This window comes from Corynebacterium sp. 13CS0277, assembly GCF_002994655.1.
GTDB lineage: Bacteria > Actinomycetota > Actinomycetes > Mycobacteriales > Mycobacteriaceae > Corynebacterium.
Window position 1 is genome coordinate 42,883 of the sequence record NZ_PPDL01000020.1, and the last position, 22,928, is coordinate 65,810.

Below are 22,928 nucleotides of genomic sequence, written 5' to 3' on the forward strand. Positions count from 1 at the left end.
CGCCACGCGTGCGCGCCTTCCACGGTAGTCCCCGTGAAGTACTCAGCGCGCCAACTGCCGCTGGCGGGCATCCTCCCGCGCCCGGGAACTCAACACCCACGCCGCCAGCACCCCCGCCAACGCCCCGCACAGGTGGTACTGCCAACTCACCCCCGGGGTGCTGGGCACCACGCCCCACAACCAGCCGGTATAGCTCAACGCCAGGGCAATGCCTAACGCCAGCTGGCCGAAGCTGCGGGAGAAAAAGCCCCGCACCACCAAGTACGCCAACCACCCGTACAACACCCCGGAGGCACCGATGTGCACGCTCATCGGGCCACCAATGAGCCACACTCCCAGCCCGCTGAGCACGATGATGAGCAGTGTTGCCCACACGAACTCCTTCCGGCCCGACCAGGCGAGCAGGAACGCGAACACGGCCCCCGGCACCGAGTTCGACACCAGGTGCCCCACCGAACCGTGGAGGAAGGGGGCGGTGAAAATATCCGGCAAGCTGGACACGTCCAGGGGGTGCACGCCGAAGCGCAGCGCCTGCTGCCCGGCGAGCACCTGCACCGCGTAGATCACCCACAGCACCACGAGATAGCCGATGGCCACCTGGGCGGCATGCCACGCCCGCGTCGCCGCCGGCACTCGGGGGCGCTGGGTGACCACGGGCGCACCACTCGCGTAGCCGCCGGGGATGGGCTGGGGCATGGACGCCCGCGGCGGGGTCGAATTGTTCCAGGAGGGGTACGTCATGGGCGCAGTCCTTGGGGGCACATCAGGCAAAAACAGACAACACGACACCCGTGCAGGGCCGGCGGCCCCTGCGGTGTCTTGACTTAAGAAACGCGCAGCACCCGCCCGGTGTTCCCGACGACCAAGAAAAAGTCGTGCAGTGGCACCGGGCGGGTGCGGGGGCGCTGTCTTAGTCCAGCAGCAGGTCGGACAGGGCGGTGGTGTCGTGGCCCGTGACCGCGGAAACCACCGCGTCGACGATGGCGGCCTGGACGGTATCCGCGCTCGCCGCACACAGCATCCCGAGGGTCTCCACATCGACGCCGCTGCCGTCGCCGGTGGACAACGCGAACAGGGTGTCCCCGTCGAGCGGGGAATGGGCGGGCCGAATCGCCCGGGCCATGCCGTCGTGGCCCGTGAGCGCCAGGCGGCGCGCCTGCGCCTTCGTCACCGGCGCGTCGGTGGCCACCACGCCAATCGTCGTATTCAGCTTCGTCGCCAAGGACTCCAACGCCGCGTACGCATCCACGTCGACCCGCAGGCGCGGGTCCCCGTAGAGGATCCCGGTGTCGGGGTCGACGACGTGGCCCACGGGGTTGGCAACCACCCCGGCGGCGAGGGTGAACTGCCCCATCGGGGTGTCCACCGTGGCAGAGGCGGTGCCAAAGCCGCCGCGTAGCTTGCCGGCGGTCGCCCCGCAGCCGGCGCCGACACTGCCGCGGGCGGTGGCCGCGGCCGCATCATCCACGGCGGCGAGGGCCGCCCGGGTGGCGGCCGCCCCATCCGCGGCGGTGGGGCGGTGCTGCGGGTCGCCGACCAACAGGTCGAAAATCACCGCGCCCGGCACGATCGGCACGATGGGGCCGGGCCGGTCGGGGCCCAGCACGGGGAACCCGATGCCGGCGCCCTCCAGGTGCTGCATGACACCGTCCGCGGCGGCCAGCCCATAGGCGCTCCCCCCGCTGAGCAGCACCGCATGCACCTGCGCGACCGTGTTGTGCGCCTCCAGCAGGTCGGTCTCCCGGGTACCGGGGCCACCGCCGCGCACATCGACGGCCGCGAACGCGCCCGCCGGGGCCACGACGACGGTGCACCCCGTATCCCCGAGGCTCACATGCCCCACGCCGAGGCCCGGCACCGCCGCCAACCCCCGATCGACACCCCCACTCATCCGAGATCCCCCATCATCGCGTGCAGCAAACTGTCCTGGTTGTAGGCCAACCAGTCGACCAGCATGTCCCGGTCCGCCGCATCGTTCGGCCCCGGCCCGTCCTGCACATCGCTGGACGCCAAGTACAGGCGAATATCGTTGAGCGCCTGCAGCCACCCGTGGGCTTCGTCTTCCGTGAGGGTGACCGTCTCGTCGCCGGCGGGCCCCAACGCCCAAATGACCACGTTGAGGTGCTCCAGCTTCGCCGCGCAAATATCCGTCTCGTGCAGGCTCCGCAGCAGCTGATTATCGCCCTCGTACTCCTCGTCGCCCTCGCGCTCAAAGTCGGGCAGCAGCCGTGCCAGCGACGGATCCTTCGGCGCGTGCTTGTGCCCACTGGGCATGCCGGTGAGCTCCGCGAGCTCATCCTTCGGCGCGGACTGCGCCCGCCGAATCAACGCCTCGCTCACGGCGACCGCCAGGTCCCCGAGCACCTCCCGCTCCATCGGCTCGAACGTGGCCGTGAACTTCGGTGCGCGGCCCAGGCCCCGCTTCTTCTTCCAATCCTTCATGGTGCGCGAACTTACCCCCCTTGTTGCATCGTGGCCCACAGGCCCGCGGTGTGAAGCTTTTTCACATCCGCCTCGACTTTGTCTTTCTCCCCGGAGGACACGACAGCCTTGCCCTCGGTGTGGACTTGCATCATCAACTCGTGGGCGCGCTTCTTGTCGTAGCCGAGCACCGTGTGGAACACGTAGGTGACGTAGCTCATGAGGTTCACCGGGTCGTCCCACACAATGCACAGCCAGGGCAGGTTTTCGGCGGTGGTGACCTCCACCGCCACGTCCTCCACCACCTCGGGGGTGGCCATGGGGGACCCTGCGGCGACAAGCGGCGGGAAGGAACCGGACCGCGGGTGGTGTGCTTGGTATGACATGCCCCCATAGTATGCGCCCGGGCACAGCACGTGGGCACCACCCCGCCCGCCTGCGGGCGCTGTCGCGCACAGCTGCAGCACACGGCACCGGCGGCGGTGTCGACGGCGACGCGGGTGGCCCACGACCGGCGCAGGTGGGGGTTGCTGGCTTAGACTCAGGGGCGTGAAACATCAGCGCTCCACCGCCCTCCTCACCGACAAGTACGAACTGACGATGCTCATGGCCTCCCTGGCCGACGGCACCGCCCACCGACAGTGCACCTTCGAAGTGTTCGCCCGCCGCCTGCCGGGGGAACGCCGCTACGGGGTGGTGGCGGGCACAGCCCGCGTCCTGCGGGCCATTGAGGACTTCGTGTTCACCGAGGACCAGGTCGCCGGCATGGACTTCCTCGACGAACGCACCAAGCAGTTCCTCCTCAACTACCGCTTCAGCGGGCAGGTCGACGGCTACATTGAGGGCGAACTGTATTTCCCCTACTCCCCGATCCTGACGATCCGGGGCACCTTCGCCGAGTGCGTCATCCTGGAGACCGTCATCCTGTCGATCATGAACGCCGACTCGGCGATCGCCTCCGCCGCGGCGCGCATGGTGACCGCGGCGGATGGTCGGCCGATCATTGAGATGGGGTCCCGCCGCACCCACGAATACGCGGCGGTGGCGGCCTCCCGGGCGGCCTACCTGGCGGGCTTCGATGCGACCTCCAACCTGGAGGCGGCGCACCGCTACGGCATTCCCGCCTCCGGGACGGCGGCGCACGCGTGGACGCTGGCGCACGTCAACCCGGACGGCACCCCGAATGAGGAGGCGGCGTTCCGCGCGCAGGTCGACACCCTCGGCACCGACACCATCCTCCTCGTCGACACCTACGACATCACCAAGGGTGTGGAGACTGCCGTGGCGGTCGCCGGCACCGAGCTCGGCGGGGTGCGGATCGACTCCGGTGACCTGGGTGTGCTCACCCGGCAGGTGCGCCGCCAGCTCGACTCCCTCGGCGCGCGGGACACCAAGATTGTGGTGTCCTCCGATCTCGACGAGTTCACCATCGCCGGCCTGCGCGGCGACCCCGTCGACGTGTTCGGCGTCGGCACCTCCGTGGTCACGGGCTCCGGGGTGCCGACCGCAGGCATGGTGTACAAGATCGTTGAGGTCGACGGCAACCCGGTGGCGAAGCGCTCCCGCAACAAAAAGAGCGTCGGCGGCGGCAAGCGGGGCCTGCGGGTGCACCGCTCCACGGGGACGGCGGTGGAGGAAATCGTGCGCCCCTTCGACGCGCCTCAGCCCGACACGGGCCGCTACACCGCCCGGGAACTCACCGTGCCGCTCATGCGCGACGGCCGCATCGTCGACGGCCTGCCGGATCTGCACCAGTCGCGGGAGCACCTCGCGCAGCAGCTGGTGTCCCTGCCGTGGGAGGGCTTGGCGTTGTCCCGCGACGAGCCGGTGCTCGCCACCCGCTTCGTCGGCTTCGACAACTAGGCCCCACCCCACCCTCCGGGCCGAGCGCGCACCACTACACCACTGTGTGCGGGGGTGATATCCCTGGTGGCGGGCCCGGTGGGCCCGGTTATCCACAGGTGCCTGTGGTGGCCCTCGCGTGCGCGCACCCCTCGGGCCTAGACTTTGTGGGCACATGGCACCCCGCCGAGGCCGCAGGCCCCAGCACATCCGGTTGTGGCGGTTGCTCTGTGTGTGTTCCTCCCCCGCTTGCCCAAGGATGGTTTTGTGTCCACCGACAGCCCCCACAGCACCGACTCGCCGACCGCAGCACTGCTCAGCGCCGCCGTCGACAGCCTGGGCGGCGCCCGCCGCGACGGGCAGGTCCGCATGAGTGAGGCCGTCGCCCAGGCGCTCGCCACCGAACGGCACCTCGCCGTGCAGGCCGGCACCGGCACCGGCAAATCGCTGGCCTACCTCGTGCCGGCCGCCGCCCACGCCATCAACACTGGCGTGCCCGTCATCGTATCCACCGCGACGATTGCCCTGCAGCGGCAGCTCGTCGGCCGGGACCTGCCCCGGCTGGCGAAGGCACTGGAGCCCCACCTGCCGCGGCCGCTGAGCTTCGCGATCCTCAAAGGCCGCTCCAACTACGTCTGCCTCAACAAGCTCGCCACCGGGGAGGCCGACGGGGAGGCACTCATCGGGGAAGAGGAACTCTCCGCCGTCGGCCAGGAAGTCCGCCGGCTGTCGGAGTGGGCGCAGGACACCGACACCGGCGACCGCGACGACCTGGAGGAGGGGGTGAGCAACCTGGCGTGGCGGCAATTGTCCGTCACCGCCAACGAATGCCTCGGCGCCAGCCGCTGCCCCCAGGCGGAGGAGTGCTTCGCGGAGGCCGCCCGGCGCGCCGCCCGCGAAGCCGACATTGTGGTCACCAACCACGCCCTCCTCGCCATTGATGCGCTCGCCGACATTGATGTGCTGCCGCAGCACGACGCCGTCATCATCGACGAGGCCCACGAACTCGACGGGCGGATCACCGGGGTCGCCACCAACGAACTCACCGCCAACGCCCTGGTGTTGGCGGCCCGCCGGGCCGCGAAACTGGGTGCCGAGGGCACCGAGGACGGGCTGCTCGGCGTCGCCGAGGACTGGACGGTGCTCATGGAGTCCGCGGACCGCGGCCGGTGGACCCATCTCCCGGAGGACGTAGCCGGCCCCTTGGTGAAACTGCGGGACTCCCTGTGGTCGGTGCGCACCGCCATCCACACCGCCCCCGAGGGGGAGGCCGCGAACGATCCGGAAACCAACGCCGAACGCCACCACCTCTCCCAGCACTTGGTGGAACTCCACGACACGTGCGTGCGGATCCTGGCGGTGTTCGACACCCCCGACCCCGCGCAGCAGACCGATGTGGTGTGGCTCGCCGACGAGCCGCGCCGCGGGGCGGTCATCCGGGTGGCTCCCCTGTCGGTGGCGGGGCTGCTGAAAACCCGCCTGTTTGCCGAATCGACGGTGGTGTTGACCTCGGCGACGCTGACGGTGGGCGGCAACTTCCGGGCGATGGCCGCCTCCTGGGGGCTGCCCGCAGGCTCCTACGATCAGTTGGATGCCGGCACCCCCTTCGACCCGCGGAAATCGGGCATTCTGTACGTGCCCCGGCATCTGCCGGAGCCCGGCCGCGACGGGCTTGCCCCGGAGACCCTCGAGGAGCTCAAAGACCTCATCATGGCGGCCGGTGGGCGCACCCTGGGGCTGTTTTCCTCCCGGCGGGCCGCCGAGCAGGCCACCGAATGGATGCGGCCCCGGCTGCCGATGGATGTGCTGTGCCAGGGGGAGGACTCCACCGCGAACCTCATCGCGAAGTTCGCCGCCAACGAGCACACCTGCCTGTTCGGCACGCTCACCCTGTGGCAGGGGGTGGATGTGCCGGGGAAGAGCTGCAGTCTCGTCGTCATGGACCGCATCCCCTTCCCCCGGCCCGATGATCCGCTGCTGCAGGCCCGGAAGGAGGCCGCCGACGCGGCGGGCCGTAACGGGTTCATGGAGGTCGCCGCCACCCACGCGGCGTTGCTCATGGCCCAGGGGGCCGGCCGGCTGCTGCGCCACGTCGACGACAAGGGTGTCGTGGCGGTGCTGGATACGCGGCTGGCGACGAAACGCTACGGCAGTTTCCTCACCAACAGCATGCCGGCGTTGTGGCCCACCACCGACAAAAAGACCGTCATCGGTGCCCTGCAGCGCCTCGTCGCCCGCTAACCCGACCACTTCACAAGGGGGTTGTTTTCTTCCGTGGCCGTCCACGATCTGCTCCTCGCACACCTCGACACCACCCCGGATGCGCCGGCACTGACCAGCCGGGATGTCACTGTCAGCTACCAGGAGTTGGTGGCCCAGTGTGATGCCACCGCTGCGGGCCTTATCGCCCGGGGTGTGCGCCCCGGGCAGCCGGTCGCCCTGCAGCAGGCCAACGGCATAGGCTTCGTCACCAGCTTCCTAGGTGTCCTGCGCGCCGGCGCGGTGGCGGTGCCGATCCCCGTCTACGCCACCGCGCGCGACCGCGCGGAGCTCCTCCACCGCACCGGCGCGAAGCTGTGCCTCGACGAGGAGGCGGCAGAGCAGCTGCGGCGCACCGCGGTGCCGGCGGTTATCACCTGGCCGAGCGTCGACGAGTCTCAGCTGGCGGTCCTCCCCCAATCCTCCGGGACGACCGGGGTGCCGAAGATCGTGGAACTCACCCACGCCAACATTGTGGCCAACAGCCGCCAATTCGCCGCCGCCGTCCCCATCGCCGCCGCCGACACGGTGCTCAGCACCCTGCCGCTCAGCCACATCTACGGCCTCACCGCCACCCTTTTGGCACCCCTGACGCGCGGCGCGCACGTCGTCACCCAGCCCTTTGAGGCCACGAGTTTCCTCGCCGCCCACGCCCGCCACGGCATCGGTGTGACCTTCATCGCCCCACCCATCGCACCACTGCTGGCACACGCACCTGACAGCGTTACCTTCCCCCAGTTGCACCACATCATCTCCGGGGCGGCGGCTCTACCCGCCGCCAGCGGCCACGCCGTCGAGGCCCGCACCGGGGCAGCAGTCCTCCAGGGCTACGGCATGACGGAAGCCTCCCCCGTCACCCACCTGCGCCGGCTGAGCTCCTCCCCCATGGAATCCATCGGCACCCCCCTGAACGACACGGAGCACGCGATCGTCGACCCGGACAGTGGGGTGCCGCTGCCCGCAGGTGCTGTCGGTGAGCTCGTCGTGCGCGGCCCGCAGGTCATGCGCGGCTACCACCTGGACCCGCAGGCCACCGGGGAGGTGCTGCGCGGCGGGTGGCTGCACACCGGGGACCTGGCGCGCATCCTGCCGGACGGGTCGGTGGTGCTCGCGGGACGCATCAAAGACATCATCACCTCCCACGGGGTGCAGGTCAGCCCCACGAAGGTGGAACACCGCCTCCTGGAGCACCCCGGGGTTGTTGATGTGGCGGTCTTCCGGGGACGCACCACGCGCGGGGAGGAAGCCCCCGCCGCCGCCATCGTCGGCACCGCCACCACCGCGGAGCTCACCCGCTTTGCCCGGGAACACCTCAACCCCTACGAGCGGCCCCGGATCTTCCTCCCCGTCGACGCCATCCCCCGCAGCGCCGCAGGCAAGATCCTGCGCCGTGAGCTCGAAGGACTGCTGGACTAGTCGGTGGCCGGGTCCGCGGGGCGCGCGACGTCCCGGGTGCGGATCGCGGGATTGCCAATGAGTTCGTGGCGCAGATCGTCATCGAACTCGTCGCCCACCGCGGCCGCCATCTCCACCTCGTCGATGGGGGCCATGCCCTGCCAGTAGGCCTCCATCCACATGAGCACCACCACGGGCACCAGCAACGCAAACAACGGCACCACATACAACGCCACCCGGGCCATGAGCACCGCGCCCACCACCACCGCGAGAGTCACCCCCACGAGGCGCACCGTGGCCGCCCGATGGTGGCGGAAAAAACGCAACCCGAAGGCGAAGCTGCGGCCGTCGGCGACCGCGATGGGGGCAAACGCCACCGGCACCGCCGCCAGCAGGCTCACCACCCCGGCACCAATGATGACGCCGGCGACGACGCCGGGTCGCTGCTGCGCGGCGGGCAGCGTGGACTCCCCGAACAGGTGCTGCGACAGCGCCGCCACCGCGAGGGTGCCGACGACGGCGAAGGCGCTGACTGGTAGGCTCGCGGCGAAGGTGCGCGCCCAGTGCGGGGGGCGGGCGGCGCGGCGCTGCGTCCACACCGCGCACACGGTGACGAAGATGGCGACGCCGACGACGAGGAGGACGGCGATGAGTCCGACGAACCCCCAGTTGTCGCAGACCAAGTGCTCGTCGCCAGTGACCACGCAGCTGCGGGTCAGGTTCGCCACCGCCTGGGAGACCAGGGTGCCGAACGTGATGCCGTAGACGAAGCTGAAGGCGACCCACTTGGGCCAACTCATCACAAACGCGGACGCGCCGCGGCCGACACACTGGCCGACCCCGATGCGCGCAAAACCTAAAGCGGGCATGAGAAGAAACTATAGACCTTCCCGCCCCCGCGCGGGGCGGTTTGAGAGACCCACCGGATGAGTGGGTGCGCGCGTGGTGGCCCCGTTAGATGCCGGCGATGATGGAGTCCAGCACCGCCAGCACCCAAATACCTTCGACCATGCCGACGAGTTTCGGGCTCATCGGCTTCGGGCGCCCCTCGTTGAGGTACGGCATGAGCCAGGAGCGTACAGCCACGGCCACCATGACCAGCGCCGGCCAGATGCGGCAGTAGCCGCCAAGCCACAGGCCGATGACCGCCCCTGCGGCGAGGACGTGGTAGCCGATGGACCAGGCCAGCCACCTGCGGTCCCCGCGGTTGCGGATCATCGTCTTGACGAAGAGGATGGTGCCGCACTGGTAGAGGGCCACCACCGCGCAGGCGACCAGCAGGGCCCGCCAGTCGGCGGTGCCGGGCGGCAGCAGCAGCCCACAGGTGGGGATGAGGGCCGCGGACGCCAGGGTGGTGCTCATGCCGCTGGCAACACTCCGGGGCCGTTTGCGGTACGCCTCGTAGACGGCGACGGCGACGAGCGGGGCGAACCAGCACGCAGCCCACAGCACCCGCGGCGCGCCGACGATCACGATGAGGGAGGCCATGGCACTGATCGCGGCGTAGGTCGCCAGCGCGGGGACGAAGGTGCGCTTGCGTTTCGCCGGGACTTTCAGCCACAGGCCGAGGGCGAAGAAGGCGAAATAGCCGGCAAACCAGGCGACGGCGAGCGGGATGTCGAGTAGCTGTGGGCCGGTGATGATGATGCCCAGCAGGATGGGGACAATGACCATGACCCAGGCGCCGTGCTGGTCGGGCACCCATCCGGTGTTCTTGCGGCGTGCCATGCGTGCTCCTTCGATGAGCGTGGACATGTGCGCCACAGGGCGCACAGTTAAAGACGCATGTATTTTACTCCTTTAGTTGGAGTCCGCCGTGCCCCGCCCCGGCACTGCCACCACCGTGTGGGCGCCGGGGGCGACCTCCGTGTAGCCGGCATCGGCGACCACGACCGCCCCAGGGGCGGCACAGAGCGCGAGGAACTCCTCGTGCGGCACCTCCCGCACCGCAAGCAGGAAACCCGCCCGCGCCCACGCGATCGCCACCTCCGGCGGCAACGCTGCCGCAAGCAGCATGCTGCCGTGGCCAACCTGGGCGGCAGCCTTGCCTGCGCTCATGCCGAGGGAGGCGTCGACGGCCACGAGCGGCCAGGCACCATCGACCGCCCCCGGCGCATCCGCCGGCAGGTCGGTGCCCTTGATCTGTAGCCGGGAGATCGCCTGCGGCACCGCCGCCACCCGGCCCGGCATGATGGCCCGGGCTTGCGCCCCACTGGCCCGCGTCACGGTGCAGCCCGGCACGTCCTGGGCGCGCCGCCAGCCGGCCCCACTGGCCCGGCGGGCCACCTTGCGGATTTTCAGCCCGTACCAGCCGGCGAGTGCCGCCTCCATGGGGGATCCGGGCAGGCCCGCCTCCCCCAGCAAGCAGGCGGCCGCCACCGCCTGGGCCGCCGCGGCGAGAATCTCACTGCGCGCCGGCAGCGCGGTCTTCTCCAGGTGCAGCACGATCTGCATCGCCTGGGCGGTGTCATGAGTTTCCTCCTCGCCCCGGGAGACGCGCCCGGCGAGCGCCGCGTGTGCACGCCGCACACGCTCCTCGTCGAAGCCGCAGGTGCAGCCGGGCACAGGAGTAAGGGAGGAACAGGGGTTTGCATCAGGGGCTTCACACACGGTGCACCAGCATACGCAGCCACAGACGACAACACCCGCAGCCCCGGGGAAAAAACCACGGGGACTGCGGGCGGAGAAGGACGGTGTTAGTTCTCGGCTTCGATGCTCGGCTCACGCTCCGGCAGCGGCACGCGCCGGTAGGTGCCGTCGTCGAGATCGGCCTCGTCGATCTCTTCGCGGCTGATACCGAGGATGTAGAGCACCTCGTCGAGGAAGGGGTGGTTGACGGAGGCGTCGGCGACTTCCTTGAGCGCCGGCTTGGCGTTGAAGGCGATGCCGAGGCCCGCCTCGGAGAGCATGTCGATATCGTTCGCCCCGTCACCGACGGCGACGGTCTGGTGCATCTTCAGCCCCGAATCCGCAGCAAACTCGGCCAAGAACTCGGCCTTCGCGGCGCGGTCCACCACCTTGCCGATGACCCGGCCGGTGAGCTTGCCGTCCTTGATCTCCAGGGTGTTGGCGCGGACGTAATCGAGCTCCAGCTCCTCCGCGAGACCCTCCAGCACCTGGATGAAACCGCCAGAGACCACAGCGGCCCGGTAGCCCATCCGCTTGAGGGTTCGGATCGTGGTCCGCGCACCCGGGGTGAGCTCAATCTGGGCGGCCACCTCGTCAATGACGCTCGCATCGAGCCCCTCGAGGGCGGCGACGCGCTCCCGGAGGGATTCCTCAAAGTCGAGCTCGCCGCGCATGGCGCGCTCCGTCACGGCCGCCACTTCGGCCTCCCGGCCGGCATGGGCCGCCAGCATCTCGATGACCTCACCGGTGATGAGGGTGGAGTCGCAGTCGAAGCAAATGAGCCGCTTGCTGCGGCGCAGCAGGCCGGCACGCTCAATGGCGATATCCACCCCAATTTCGCGGGTGAGCGCCGCCAGCGCCTTACGCATGCCAACACCGCCGCCGGGCTTCGGATCGGCGACGGTAATCTTCAGCTCTAGGCCGGTGAGCGGGTAATCCGCGATGCCCCGGATGGTATCAATGTTGGCCCCATAGTCAGCCAAGGTCTGCGCAATGCGGGAAATGTGCCCGGCGGTCACCGGGTCGCCCAGCACCACCACCGCGTGGGTCGACAGCGGGCGGGTGGACGCCAGGTGCTCCTGCAGCTCCACCGAGACGTCCTGCCCGTAGGCCGCCATGGTGATCTCGAGGCCCTCGGTGAGGACCTCCACGCGGTCCTTCTCCAGGCCGACGAGGGCCGCCAGGTTGAGGCGCCCTCGGAACTGGGACTGCTCCACATCGAGAATCTGCACGCGGTGGCTGGCCAGCACGCGGAAGCACGCGGCGGACACGCCCGGCCGGTCGGCGCCGTGCACGGTGATGACGGCGGGGGTGAGCCCCTGTTCGAGGGCGACAGAAATATCGGGAGCAGTTTTGTCAGTCACGCAGCATATTGTGTCATCAACCGGCCAGGACCTGTTAGTTCTGCGGGGTTGACCCCAGGGGTAACCCAGCACCCCACCCCACGGGGCGCAGAGACGCCACTACCCCCAGCACCGTGTGGTGCTGGGGGTAGATGGTGCGTAGTGGTCCGACACCGCGCGGGAGCCGGACCGGAGGCCTTGCAGGAGGCCCACTCACGTCAGCCGCGGGAGTTGCACCCGGCGGCTCCTCCCGGAGATGTCCTCCGGGTGGAGAGGGAAGACTGTTATGCCTTCACCTTGTGGCCGATGTGAGCCTCGGCGCGGAAGCGCTCCACCATGTGCGGGTAGTGCAGCTCGAACGCGGGGCGCTCGGAGCGGATTCGCGGCAGGGAGGTGAAGTTGTGGCGCGGCGGCGGGCAGGAGGTTGCCCACTCGAGGGAGTTGCCGTAGCCCCACGGGTCGTCGACGGTGACGACCTCGCCGTAGCGCCAGGACTTCCACACGTTCCAGATCACCGGGAGGAAGGAGATACCCAGGAGGAAGGAGAAGACCGTGGAAATCTGGTTGAGGGTGGTGAACCCGTCAGAGTCGAGGTAGTCGGCGTAACGACGCGGCATACCCATGTTGCCCAGCCAGTGCTGGACGAGGAAGGTGCCGTGGAAGCCGACGAACATCAGCCAGAAGTGCAGCTTGCCGAGCTTCTCGTCGAGCATGCGGCCGGTCATCTTCGGGAACCAGAAGTACACGCCAGCGAAGGAGGCGAACACGATGGTGCCGAAGAGGGTGTAGTGGAAGTGCGCGACCACGAAGTAGGTGTCGGACACGTGGAAGTCCAGCGGCGGGGAGGCCAGCATGATGCCGGTGAGGCCACCGAAGAGGAAGGTCACGATGAAGCCGAAGGCGAAGATCATCGGGGTCTCCCAGGTGATGTGGCCCTTCCACATGGTGCCCACCCAGTTGAAGAACTTCACGCCGGTCGGCACGGAGATCAGGAAGGTCATGAAGGAGAAGAACGGCAGCAGGATGGCGCCGGTCACGAACATGTGGTGTGCCCACACGGCCATGGACAGGGCGGCAATGGAGATGGTCGCGAAGACCAGGCCTGCGTAGCCGAACATCGGCTTACGGGAGAAGACCGGGAAGATCTCGGAGACGATGCCGAAGAACGGCAGCGCGAGGACGTACACCTCGGGGTGGCCGAAGAACCAGAACAGGTGCTGCCACAGGATGGAGCCACCGTTGGCCGGGTCGTAGATGTGGCCGCCGAGCTTGCGGTCGTAGAGGATACCGAGGGCAGCTGCGGTCAGCATCGGGAAGATCAGCAGCACCAGCAGGGAGGTGATGAAGATGTTCCAGGTGAACACCGGCAGACGGAACATGGTCATGCCCGGTGCGCGGAGGCACACGATGGTGGTGATCATGTTGATGGCGGAGGCGATGGTACCGATACCACCGACACCGACGCCCAGGATCCACATGTCGGAACCGACGTTCGGGGAGTGGATCGCATCGGACAGCGGGGAGTACATGGTCCAGCCGAAGTCAGCAGCACCACCCGGGGTGGCGAAGCCGGACAGCATCATGACACCACCGGCGGTGGTGAACCAGAAGCCCAGGGCGTTCAGACGCGGGAACGCCACGTCGGGGGCGCCGATCTGGAGCGGCATGATGTAGTTGGCGAAGCCCCACACGACGGGGGTGCCATAGAGCAGCAGCATCACGGTGCCGTGCATGGTGAACAGCTGGTTGAACTGCTCGTTGGACAGGAACTGCAGACCCGGGTGGTACAACTCAGCACGGATCAGCAGCGCCATAAAGCCACCGAGGAAGAAGAAGCAGAAGGACATGATGATGTACATGATGCCCAGCGTCTTGTGGTCGGTGGTGGTCAGCATCCGCCAGGCAAAAGTGCCCTTGCGGGCATTGCCTGTCGGCAAAGGCCGGGCCGGCGCGACCTGGTGGTCGCCCTTAGGCGCGACAGCGGTCATAGGTTCCTCCTGACTACGCGGCATCACCCATCGCCATGGGTGATGCGCTTGTGGTGCCTTCTGATCGTATCGGAGGCACACGCGGGTATCTAGCCTTTTCGTTAGATATCGGGGTAAAGGTTACCGGCTTTCCTGGCTGTGATCTAACTGGGAATGGGCTAGATGTGGGCTAACAGCCGGCTTCACACACGCCCCACACCTCCCACTAGTGAGCAAGCACACATGCGTGCGTGTGCGGCGACACAGTGCGAGGGGATCAATCCACCCCACCCATAGCCCCCTTTTGAGTCAACCATAAGTTGCAATGGTGGCCCTCACCCCGCCAGCAGGGGGCATTTCTACTGCTCACGCAGCACTTCGCGCACCGCCCACCACTCCCCCACTCCCCACATGTCGCCCCCGCCCCCTGAGCGCGGACCGCCGCCCCGCCCTACGCGCCCCATACCCCCACGGGTATCGCCGCTGGTTGCGGGGCCAATCCTCACCCATCACTCGACCCCACATCGGCCACACGGGCCACAGGGGGTGCGAGCGCGCCAAGCACCCGCAGACACGCGCACGCCCCCGACTCCAGCGTCACTGGAGCGGGGGCGTGGATGCGGCGACTTAGAAGTCCCAGTCCTCGTCATCGGTCGCCTCGGTCTTGCCGATGACGTAGGAGGAGCCGGAGCCGGAGAAGAAGTCGTGGTTCTCGTCGGCGTTGGGGCTCAGCGCGGACAGGATCGCCGGGGACACGCGGCACTCGTCGGCCGGGAACAGGCCCTCGTAGCCGAGGTTGTTCAGCGCCTTGTTCGCGTTGTAGCGCAGGAAGCGCTTGACGTCCTCGGTCCAGCCGAGCGGGTCGTAGAGATCCTCGGTGTACTGCGCCTCATTGTCGTAGAGGTCGTAGAGCAGGTCAAAGGTCCACTCCTTCTGCTCCTCCCGCTCCTCGGCGGAGATCTTCTCCAGGGCCTTCTGGTACTTGTAGCCGATGTAGTAGCCGTGGACGGCCTCGTCGCGAATGATGAGGCGGATGACGTCGGCGGTGTTGGTCAGCTTGGCGTGCGCGGACCAGTACATCGGCAGGTAGAAGCCGGAGTAGAACAGGAAGGACTCCAGCAGCGTGGACGCCACCTTCCGCTTCAGCGGATCGCCACCCTCGTAGTAATCAAGGATGATCTTGGCCTTCTTCTGCAGGTTCTCGTTTTCCTCAGACCAGCGGAAGGCGTCGTTGATCTCCGGGGTGGAGGCCAGCGTCATGAAGATAGAGGAATAGGACTTCGCGTGCACGGACTCCATGAACGCGATGTTGGTGAGCACCGCTTCCTCGTGGACGGTCTGCGCATCCTGGAGCAGGGAGACTGCGCCGACGGTGCCCTGGATGGTGTCCAGCATGGTCAGACCGGTAAACACCCGCATGGTGGTCTGCTGCTCGAGGGAGTTCAGGGTGTTCCAGGACTTGATGTCGTTGGACAGCGGCACCTTCTCCGGGAGCCAGAAGTTACCGGTCAGACGATCCCAGACCTCAAGGTCCTTGTCGTCGATGATGCTGTTCCAGTTGATGGCCGACACCGGCGCACTGCGATCCTCGGGGTGAAACTCGTGATGCACCGGAGTGATCGCGGCCTTGTCGTTTGCCATGGGCACGTCCTTTAAATCAAGCGGAAGGGGAAAAGAACTACTGTGGTGCGCCTGCCTGCGCCACGAGACAGCGTCGTGGTGTCGGCGGGCTGCGTGTAAGCAGTCGGCGGGCGACTGGGGGAAGTTCCGCGCGTGAAGTTTTTCACCTGCGGCCTCATCCTGCCCCACCCGGTTCCCGCCCCGGGAGTGACTCCGGCGGCGGGCGTGTTCCCCCGAGACTACCGCCCCCGCGCGGCAACACTCACGCAACACCCCTGCCCGCCCCCGGCTGCGGGCGGCACCCACCCCCGGCACCTGCCCGCATGGGGCGGTGCGGTGTTCGCCACACCCCACCGGCCGCGGCGGAACCTGCAGTTCACCCGGTCACTCACCCGGTGTCCGCCCGGGCATGCCGCCCGACCCCACCCCCGCCAGCGTGTCACCCCGGGAGGCGGTGGATGACCCATACAACGTCTGCAAACAATTGCATACGTCACGCCCGGCCCGGCCCCACACCGTCCGGCCCAGCGCAAACGCCATCGGCGGCCGCCTCAGCGGCAGGCGCGCAGGCGTCGCCCTACGTCGCGTAAGGGGCACGATATGGCCCCCCACCCTGGGCGGATACCAACCCGCCTCCGGGGCTCGGCGGCTCCTCACCCGGTGGGGAGTTAGGTTAGTTATTCATACGTGCCCGCGATAGGTCGAGGGCTTAAGGATAGGGAAACTTGGCAGGCGAGCTGGGGAAACGTTCGCTATGCTGGCGGGCATGAAGCTTTCTGCAACCCTTTCCGAGGCATTCAACAAGCAGGTCACCGCTGAGTTCGAGGCCTCCCTCGTCTACCGTCAGCTGTCCTACCTTCTCGACGACCTGGGCCTGGTCGGCATGCGCGACTGGATGAAGCTCCAGGCCGATGAGGAGCTCACCCACGCGCACATGTTCGCGGAGCACATGCTCAACCGCGACGCCGTGCCGCAGATCGGCAACATCGCCGCACCCCAGGTGACCGTCAACAACGCCGTCGACGCCTTCGAGGCATCGCTGGCCCACGAGCGCAAGATCTCCGGCATGATCCGCGATCTCGCCGCCCTGGCCCAGGATGAGCGCGACTTCGACTCCCGCCCGCTGCTCGACTTCTTCCTCGCCGAGCAGATTGAGGAAGAGTCCACCGTCGGCGAGATCCTCGACCGCCTGCGCCTCATCGGCACCGACGGCTCCGGCCTGCTCCGCATCGACGCCGAGCTGGGCTCCCGCCAGGCCGACGCCTAACACAGCGTCACCAGAGAAAAGACCTGGGGTACCCGACGGCACCCCACCACAGATCGTGGGTGGGCGCGCAGGAGGCCGTGAATCTCCTCCCGCACGCACCAACCACCCACGCAGATCAGGCTTTGGCCTGTGATGCACACCCGGACCACCCCTGTTCTCCGACGGGGGTGGTCCTCTTTTCTTCTCCCCCGGCGTTCCGCCCTTACCCGCGGTGACAGTCCCCCACGGCGATGCAACGCCACGGCAGAATACCGGTCGCGCGACACGCTACGGCAGGGGTCACATGTGGGCGCATTGAGGGTGGTCAGGGCGGCACCGCGGGCGCCTTCTCGCTTGTGGGAGCCTCTCCCAATGAGCGGAAAATATATAAGCAAGGTATTATATGAGAATAACGAGGGATAGCGTGCAGGCGGCGTTCCACCGACACCCCGGACAGCAACGACCCCAGCGCGATCCACCCGATCGCCCCACGCCGCAGCATCCCACCCGCGCGAAGGACACTGCGCCGAGACAGCCCCACCACCGCACCCCGACGAGCCGACAACCATCACACTGTCGCTAGCCCCGCGAGCCAGGCCACTGACCGCCCCGACTAGGGGGCATCGCACAAAAATTTTTCCATTATTCGACCACCTGAACCGGGACGCCGTATTACCATAAGCGCAGAACGCATACATTCGTTTTCTTTTTCACGAACGTCTGCGCTGTGCACACGCTCCCCGTGAGCTGCTCACGATGCGCCCGTACCCGTTTCACCCCGCACCACCTGCGGGCGACAGTCGCACCTGAAGGGAGGTAGCCATGGCCGTCATTCACCAAGCAACGAAGCTCGACTACGCGCTCAACCAACTGGGCACGGAGATTGTCTCCGGGGTCCTGCCGGCGGGGGCTACGTTCACCCTCGCGACGATCTGCGAACGCTTCGACATCTCCCGCACCGTGGCCCGCGAGGTCATGCGCGCCCTCGAGCAGCTCAACCTCGTGCGCTCCTCCCGCCGCATCGGGCTCAAAGTCCTCCCCCGCAGCCACTGGTCGGTCTTCGACCAGGCGATCATCGAGTGGCGGCTGCGCACCCCCGGCGAACGGGACCGCCAGCTGAAAAGTCTGACGAGCCTGCGGCTGGCCGTGGAACCCCAAGCCGCCCGCGAGATGGCACTGAGCGCCACCCGGGAGCAGGCGGAAGCCTTGCTCAAACTCGCGGAGCGCATGCACCACCTGGCCGACTCGGGCCGCGGCGGCGGCGTGGATTTCATGAAGGCCGATGTGGAGTTCCACTCCCTCATCCTCACCAGCTGCGGCAACGAAATGTTCGCCGCGCTCGCGCCGACGATCACCACAGTCATTGTGGGCCGCACCGAACTTGGCATCGCCCCCACCGGCCCCTCGGAGACCGTCCTCGCCGGGCACGACGCCCTGGCCCACGCCATCGCCCGCGGCGACGGCGACAGCGCGGAACGTTGCTCCCGGATGCTGCTCGACGAGGTGAAAGCCTCCCTCGACGAGGCCTAAGCACCCAGCACGCGAACACCCCCACGGACAAGCTTTCGTCCGTGGGGGTGTTCGCATCCATGTGTGTGCTTAGAGCATGCAGCTCACACAGCCCTGCACCTCAGTGCCCTCGAGGGCAGTCTGGCGCAGACGGATGTAGTAAATCGTCTTAATACCCTTCCGCCACGCGTAAATCTGGGCGCGGTTGATATCGCGGGTGGTGGCAGTGTCCTTGAAGAACAGCGTCAGCGACAGCCCCTGGTCGACGTACTTCGTCGCCTCCGCATAGGTGTCGATGATGGCCTCGTAGCCGATCTCGTAGGCGTCCTGGTAGAACTCCAGGTTGTCGTTGGTCATGTACGGCGCCGGGTAGTAGACGCGACCAATCTTGCCTTCCTTCCGGATCTCAATCCGGGAGGCGATCGGGTGAATCGAAGAGGTCGAGTTGTTGATGTAGGAGATCGACCCCGTCGGCGGCACCGCCTGCAGGTTGCGGTTGAACATGCCGTAGGTCGCCACATCCTGCTTCAGCTGCGCCCACTCCTCCGCCGTCGGAATGTGGATGGTGGAACGCTGCAGCAGCTCCGCAATGCGCGGGGTGCGCGGCTGGAAATCCGCCGGATCATAGTTGTCGAAGAACTCGCCGCTCGCATACGTGGAGGTCTCAAACCCGTCGAAGCGGTGGCCGCGCTCCTTCGCGATCTCCATGGACGCCTTGATGCACTCGTACATGACCGCAGCGAAGTAGGCGTTGGTGAAGTCCAGGCCCTCTTCCGAGCCGTAGATGATGCCCTCGCGGCCGAAGAAACCGTGGAGGTTCATCTGGCCCAAACCAATCGCGTGCGCGGCGTCGTTACCCTTGCGGATCGACGGCACCGAATCGATGGACGTCTGCTCACTGACAGCCGTCAGGCCACGAATCGCGGTCGCGATGGTGTGGGAGAAGTCCGGGGAATCGAAGGCGGTCGCAATGTTGAGCGAACCCAGGTTGCAGGAAATGTCCTCACCGATGTGGTCGTAGGACAAGTCCGCGTGATACGTCGACGGGGTCGAGACCTGCAGGATCTCGGAGCACAGGTTCGAGTGCGTAATCCGCCCCTCGATGGGGTTCATCTTGTTCACGGTGTCCTCGAACATGATGTACGGATAGCCCGACTCGAACTGAATCTCCGCCAGCGTCTGGAAGAACGCGCGCGCGTTGATCTTCTGCTTCCGGATGCGGGGATCCTCCACCATCTCGTCGTAGTGCTCAGAGATCGGCACATCGGCGAAAGGCTTGCCGTAGATGCGCTCCACGTCGTACGGGGAGAACAAGTACATGTCGTCGTTGCGCTTCGCCAGCTCGAAGGTGATGTCCGGGATCACCACGCCGAGGGAGAGGGTCTTGATGCGGATCTTCTCGTCGGCGTTCTCGCGCTTGGTGTCGAGGAACTTCATGATGTCCGGGTGGTGGGCGTGCAGGTACACCGCGCCCGCGCCCTGCCGGGCACCCAGCTGGTTGGCGTAGGAGAAGGAGTCCTCCAGCAGCTTCATCACCGGGATGACACCCGAGGACTGGTTCTCGATCTTCTTGATCGGCGCGCCCGACTCGCGCAGGTTGCTCAGCAGCAGCGCCACGCCACCGCCCCGCTTCGACAGCTGCAGGGCAGAGTTAATGGCCCGGCCGATGGACTCCATGTTGTCCTCGATACGCAGCAGGAAGCAGCTCACCGGCTCGCCGCGCTGCGCCTTACCGGAGTTGAGGAACGTCGGCGTCGCCGGCTGGAACCGGCCCGACATGATCTCCTCGACGAGATCCTCCGCCAACTGCGTATCGCCCGCCGCCAGCGTCAACGCCACCATGCACACACGGTCCTCGTAGCGCTCCAGGTAGCGACGCCCGTCGAAGGTCTTCAGGGTGTAGGACGTGTAGTACTTGTACGCGCCCAGGAAGGTCGGGAAGCGGAACTTCTTCGCATACGCCTTCTTGAACAGCGACTTGATGAACTCGAACTCGTAGGCCTCGACGACCTCTTTCTCGTAGTAGTTGTTCGAGATCAGGTAGTCGAACTTCTCCTCCAGGTCGTGGAAGAACACGGTGTTCTGGTTCACGTGCTGGAGGAAGAACTGGTTCGCAGCTTCCCGGTCCTTATCGAACTGGATCTGGCCGTTGTCGTCGTACAGGTTCAGCAGCGCGTTGAGCGCGTGGTAGTCCAGCTGCTCAGCTGCGTTCACCGGCTCAGCTACGGTCTTGCCCAAGTCAGTCACAGTGTGGATGTCCCTTATATCAATCAAAGTTTCGCGCGCGGCACCCACCACCACAGGGAGCCGTGGATGGGTGAACGCCGCCCGCGCACGGGCCGCGCACTCGTCGCGCCCCGCGGGCAGTGGGTAGGCGGTTGGCATCCCCCGGGAACAATGAGAACACCCGCCGCGCGATCACGTCGCGCACGGAGTGCATCCCGAGGGCAGGGCCGGTGGGCCCCAGGTTTTTTCTTCGGCGTGCAAGCCAAACCACGCGCCGGAGAACCCTCCCCTGCCCCTCCCCGACCGCGAACGGGGGAAGGTGGTGGGAAGCATCCGGCTCAGGCGCATGGATTCGACGTGCCTCGAACGGGTGCATGTCTCCCCCGGGGCCACCGCGTGTGGGTGCCCCGGGGAAGCAAGAACGTGGGAAAGAAGAGAAAGCAGGACACCAGCAGACGGCTGCGGCGTCTACTGTGTGCAAGGCGGACGGTCGCGGGATCATTCCCCGCAGGTCACACCCACTGTGCCCGCACCCTCGAGGGGCGGGCGGGGCGCAGCCACCAGTATCCCGAAAATCGGGCGGCGGCGCATAACACCCAGGAGCCCGGGTGTACCCGCCGCACTAGGCGGCGCGCAGCCCCAGCGCGTCAGCGTTCGCGAGGATCCCCTCGCGGACGACACGCACGTCCTCGTCGGTGCCGAGGAGCTCGAAGCGGTACACGTAGGGCACGTGACACTTCGCAGCGATCATGTCGCCCGCTTTGCCGAAGTCCGTGCCGAAGTTCGAGTTCCCAGACGCCACGACCGCGCGGATGAGGCTGCGGTTGTGCTCGTTGTTAAGGAAGCGGATGACTTGCGGGGGCACCGGGCGGGAATTGCCGCCGAGGATCGATGCGCCGCCGCCGTAGGTCGGGCAGATCAGCACGTAGGGCTCATCGACGACGAGCTCGGGCTCGGTCCGGCGCATGGGGATGCGCTTCGCCGGCAGCCCCAGCTTCTCCACGAAGCGGTGGGTGTTTCCAGTGGCGCTCGAATAGTAGACGACGAGCATATCGTTCCTTCACTGACGACAATGCGGAGGATGATGCCCGCCGGAGAACGACCGGCGTGACATCGTTGGAATTACACCACGACCCTACGCCCTTTTCTTCGCGCGGCGCATAGGAAAAACATCACAGGCGATCTGCCCAACAGTCGGGAACCGCCCGCGCGGCGACTACCTGCGACAATACGACGCACCAGCAGCCACGAGGAGCGCACCCAACACTTGAAGCGGCGACAATCATCGACCAGTATCGACTTTTAGTTTTTCTTCAGTTTTCGGGTCTAGATATGCAAAAACCGCCCATTTTCCACCCCATTTCCATTGCGTTTCTCACGCAAGAAATGGGGATAGAGAAATCTGGGCGGAAAAGACCACACGCCGCGCGCGCGGTCAACGCACCGTCCTGTTAGGCCACGGCGGCGGCAGCCAGGCCGCGGATCCGCTCGGGGCGGAAGCCGGACCAGTGCTCGTTGTCGACGACCACGACCGGCGCCTGCAGGTACCCGAGAGCCATGACGTACTCGCGAGCCTCGGTGTCGATGCTGATGTCGATCACCTCGTACTCCAGGCCGCTACGGTCCAGAAGCTTCTTGGTCTGGGTGCACTGAACGCAAGCGGGCTTGGAGTAAACAGTGATGGCCATGGCGGTTCCTTCTGACGAGTGCGTGGGGTAAGAACAGGGTCGCGCCGACTCCGGCGAGTATGCGTGGAGTCTGCGACGATGCAACCGCCATAAGGATGCGAAGATGGACCATCCACGACCAATGAAGTCGGGATGTTGCGGTCAATCTTTGCTGCCCCCTGGCGACGGGATAGACACTATACGTAGTGGGTAAATAACGCAACAAGCACCACATATAGTAGTTACATCGAGGATATTCCCAGGACGACCCCCGAGGGCAACACTACATCTAGCGACTGCACGACTGCGCCCACCGACGGCCGAATCGGAGGGCGATCTGCCAGTCACGCCGTTTCTCCTGTTCGCCCTCCCGGACCCACCTGGGAGCGTGGCATAGTTCACAATCAGGCTGTGAACAAGCCCTCTCCCGGCGCTTGACCCGCCAAAGGACGCTCAGCATCGCCGCTGCCTGCAGCTTTTCCGCATCCTCCCAGGAGGCTCTGCGACAGTGCTCTGACGGCGCCCACACACGGCGCATGCGGCGCCATGCATGCGTGCCGGCGGGTGTCGGTCGCCGCGCCCCACAGACGCCGCAGCGCACCCTCTGAACGCCCCCTGCGGGCACGCAGGACCCCACGGACCCCGCCAGGGTGCGAGAGACGCCGCCACGGCGCGAGAGGGCCCCGGACGCGGGCACGCCACCACCCCACCGACCCCGCACAGTTTTTTGGGCGGATTCAAGTGATGGTCGCAACACGTGGGTTTAATCAGACTCTAGCAACTTGGCAAGGACTTCAGCCGGAGT

18 protein-coding genes are annotated in these 22,928 nt (G+C 66.9%); 5 read left to right on the top strand and 13 right to left on the bottom strand.

Features of this window, described 5'->3' with window-relative positions; all coding sequences use genetic code 11:
- Nucleotides 1-42: 42 nt before the first annotated feature.
- The 4 genes from C1Y63_RS09390 to clpS form a co-directional block, all read right to left on the bottom strand.
- Nucleotides 43-741 (bottom strand): rhomboid family intramembrane serine protease, encoded by a 699-nt coding sequence (locus C1Y63_RS09390; protein ID WP_106016194.1) that lies wholly within the window; start codon nt 739-741, stop codon nt 43-45.
- Between the two features lie 169 nt (nt 742-910).
- Entirely contained in the window at nt 911-1,891 is a 981-nt protein-coding gene (locus tag C1Y63_RS09395; protein WP_106016195.1) for a P1 family peptidase, read from the bottom strand.
- Nucleotides 1,888-2,442, bottom strand: coding sequence for a DUF2017 domain-containing protein (locus C1Y63_RS09400; RefSeq protein ID WP_106016196.1), 555 nt, complete (start codon nt 2,440-2,442; stop codon nt 1,888-1,890). Before C1Y63_RS09400 ends, C1Y63_RS09395 begins: the two co-directional genes overlap by 4 nt.
- Nucleotides 2,443-2,453: 11 nt before the next feature.
- Entirely contained in the window at nt 2,454-2,807 is a 354-nt protein-coding gene (gene clpS, locus C1Y63_RS09405) for an ATP-dependent Clp protease adapter ClpS (RefSeq protein ID WP_106016212.1), read from the bottom strand.
- A gap of 163 nt (nt 2,808-2,970) precedes the next feature.
- Here clpS and C1Y63_RS09410 point away from each other — a divergent pair, with 163 nt between their 5' ends.
- The 3 genes from C1Y63_RS09410 (at nt 2,971) to C1Y63_RS09420 (ending at nt 7,938) form a co-directional block, all read left to right on the top strand.
- Nucleotides 2,971-4,284 (top strand): nicotinate phosphoribosyltransferase, encoded by a 1,314-nt coding sequence (locus C1Y63_RS09410; RefSeq protein WP_106016197.1) that lies wholly within the window; start codon nt 2,971-2,973, stop codon nt 4,282-4,284.
- 246 nt (nt 4,285-4,530) lie between these two features.
- A complete protein-coding gene (locus tag C1Y63_RS09415; RefSeq protein ID WP_233195668.1) occupies nt 4,531-6,504 on the top strand; it encodes an ATP-dependent DNA helicase in 1,974 nt (657 codons plus the stop codon).
- 33 nt (nt 6,505-6,537) lie between these two features.
- Nucleotides 6,538-7,938, top strand: a complete 1,401-nt coding sequence (locus tag C1Y63_RS09420) for a class I adenylate-forming enzyme family protein (RefSeq protein ID WP_158256141.1) — start codon at nt 6,538-6,540, stop codon at nt 7,936-7,938.
- On the opposite strand, the gene C1Y63_RS09425 is transcribed toward C1Y63_RS09420, so the two are convergent.
- From C1Y63_RS09425 to nrdF, 6 genes are all read right to left on the bottom strand, one after another.
- The gene (locus tag C1Y63_RS09425; RefSeq protein WP_106016199.1) at nt 7,935-8,786 is read right to left on the bottom strand and encodes a hypothetical protein; all 852 of its coding nucleotides are present in this window, start codon (nt 8,784-8,786) and stop codon (nt 7,935-7,937) included. The genes C1Y63_RS09420 and C1Y63_RS09425 overlap by 4 nt on opposite strands.
- A gap of 85 nt (nt 8,787-8,871) precedes the next feature.
- Nucleotides 8,872-9,645 (bottom strand): YwiC-like family protein, encoded by a 774-nt coding sequence (locus C1Y63_RS09430; protein WP_158256142.1) that lies wholly within the window; start codon nt 9,643-9,645, stop codon nt 8,872-8,874.
- Between the two features lie 72 nt (nt 9,646-9,717).
- The gene (locus C1Y63_RS09435) at nt 9,718-10,527 is read right to left on the bottom strand and encodes an aminoacyl-tRNA hydrolase (protein WP_233195669.1); all 810 of its coding nucleotides are present in this window, start codon (nt 10,525-10,527) and stop codon (nt 9,718-9,720) included.
- 86 nt (nt 10,528-10,613) lie between these two features.
- Nucleotides 10,614-11,909, bottom strand: coding sequence for a phosphoserine phosphatase SerB (gene serB, locus C1Y63_RS09440; protein ID WP_199189101.1), 1,296 nt, complete (start codon nt 11,907-11,909; stop codon nt 10,614-10,616).
- 263 nt (nt 11,910-12,172) lie between these two features.
- Nucleotides 12,173-13,876, bottom strand: coding sequence for a cytochrome c oxidase subunit I (ctaD, locus tag C1Y63_RS09445; RefSeq protein WP_106016201.1), 1,704 nt, complete (start codon nt 13,874-13,876; stop codon nt 12,173-12,175).
- A 606-nt stretch (nt 13,877-14,482) separates the two neighbouring features.
- Entirely contained in the window at nt 14,483-15,496 is a 1,014-nt protein-coding gene (nrdF, locus tag C1Y63_RS09450) for a class 1b ribonucleoside-diphosphate reductase subunit beta (RefSeq protein ID WP_106016202.1), read from the bottom strand.
- 745 nt (nt 15,497-16,241) lie between these two features.
- On the opposite strand from nrdF, the gene C1Y63_RS09455 reads away from it, so the two are divergent.
- Both C1Y63_RS09455 and C1Y63_RS09460 read left to right on the top strand, forming a co-directional pair.
- Nucleotides 16,242-16,742 carry a ferritin gene (locus C1Y63_RS09455; RefSeq protein ID WP_106016216.1) on the top strand — a complete coding sequence of 167 codons (501 nt, stop codon included), beginning with the start codon at nt 16,242-16,244 and terminating at the stop codon, nt 16,740-16,742.
- 801 nt (nt 16,743-17,543) lie between these two features.
- Nucleotides 17,544-18,251 (top strand): FadR/GntR family transcriptional regulator, encoded by a 708-nt coding sequence (locus C1Y63_RS09460; protein WP_106016203.1) that lies wholly within the window; start codon nt 17,544-17,546, stop codon nt 18,249-18,251.
- A 69-nt stretch (nt 18,252-18,320) separates the two neighbouring features.
- On the opposite strand, the gene nrdE is transcribed toward C1Y63_RS09460, so the two are convergent.
- From nrdE to nrdH, 3 genes are all read right to left on the bottom strand, one after another.
- Nucleotides 18,321-20,477, bottom strand: a complete 2,157-nt coding sequence (gene nrdE, locus C1Y63_RS09465) for a class 1b ribonucleoside-diphosphate reductase subunit alpha (protein ID WP_106016204.1) — start codon at nt 20,475-20,477, stop codon at nt 18,321-18,323.
- Nucleotides 20,478-21,078: 601 nt separating this feature from the next.
- Nucleotides 21,079-21,507: a class Ib ribonucleoside-diphosphate reductase assembly flavoprotein NrdI gene (nrdI, locus tag C1Y63_RS09470; protein WP_106016205.1), complete on the bottom strand. Its 429-nt coding sequence runs from the start codon at nt 21,505-21,507 to the stop codon at nt 21,079-21,081.
- 400 nt (nt 21,508-21,907) lie between these two features.
- Entirely contained in the window at nt 21,908-22,144 is a 237-nt protein-coding gene (gene nrdH / locus C1Y63_RS09475; protein WP_106016206.1) for a glutaredoxin-like protein NrdH, read from the bottom strand.
- Between the last annotated feature and the right edge of the window lie 784 nt (nt 22,145-22,928).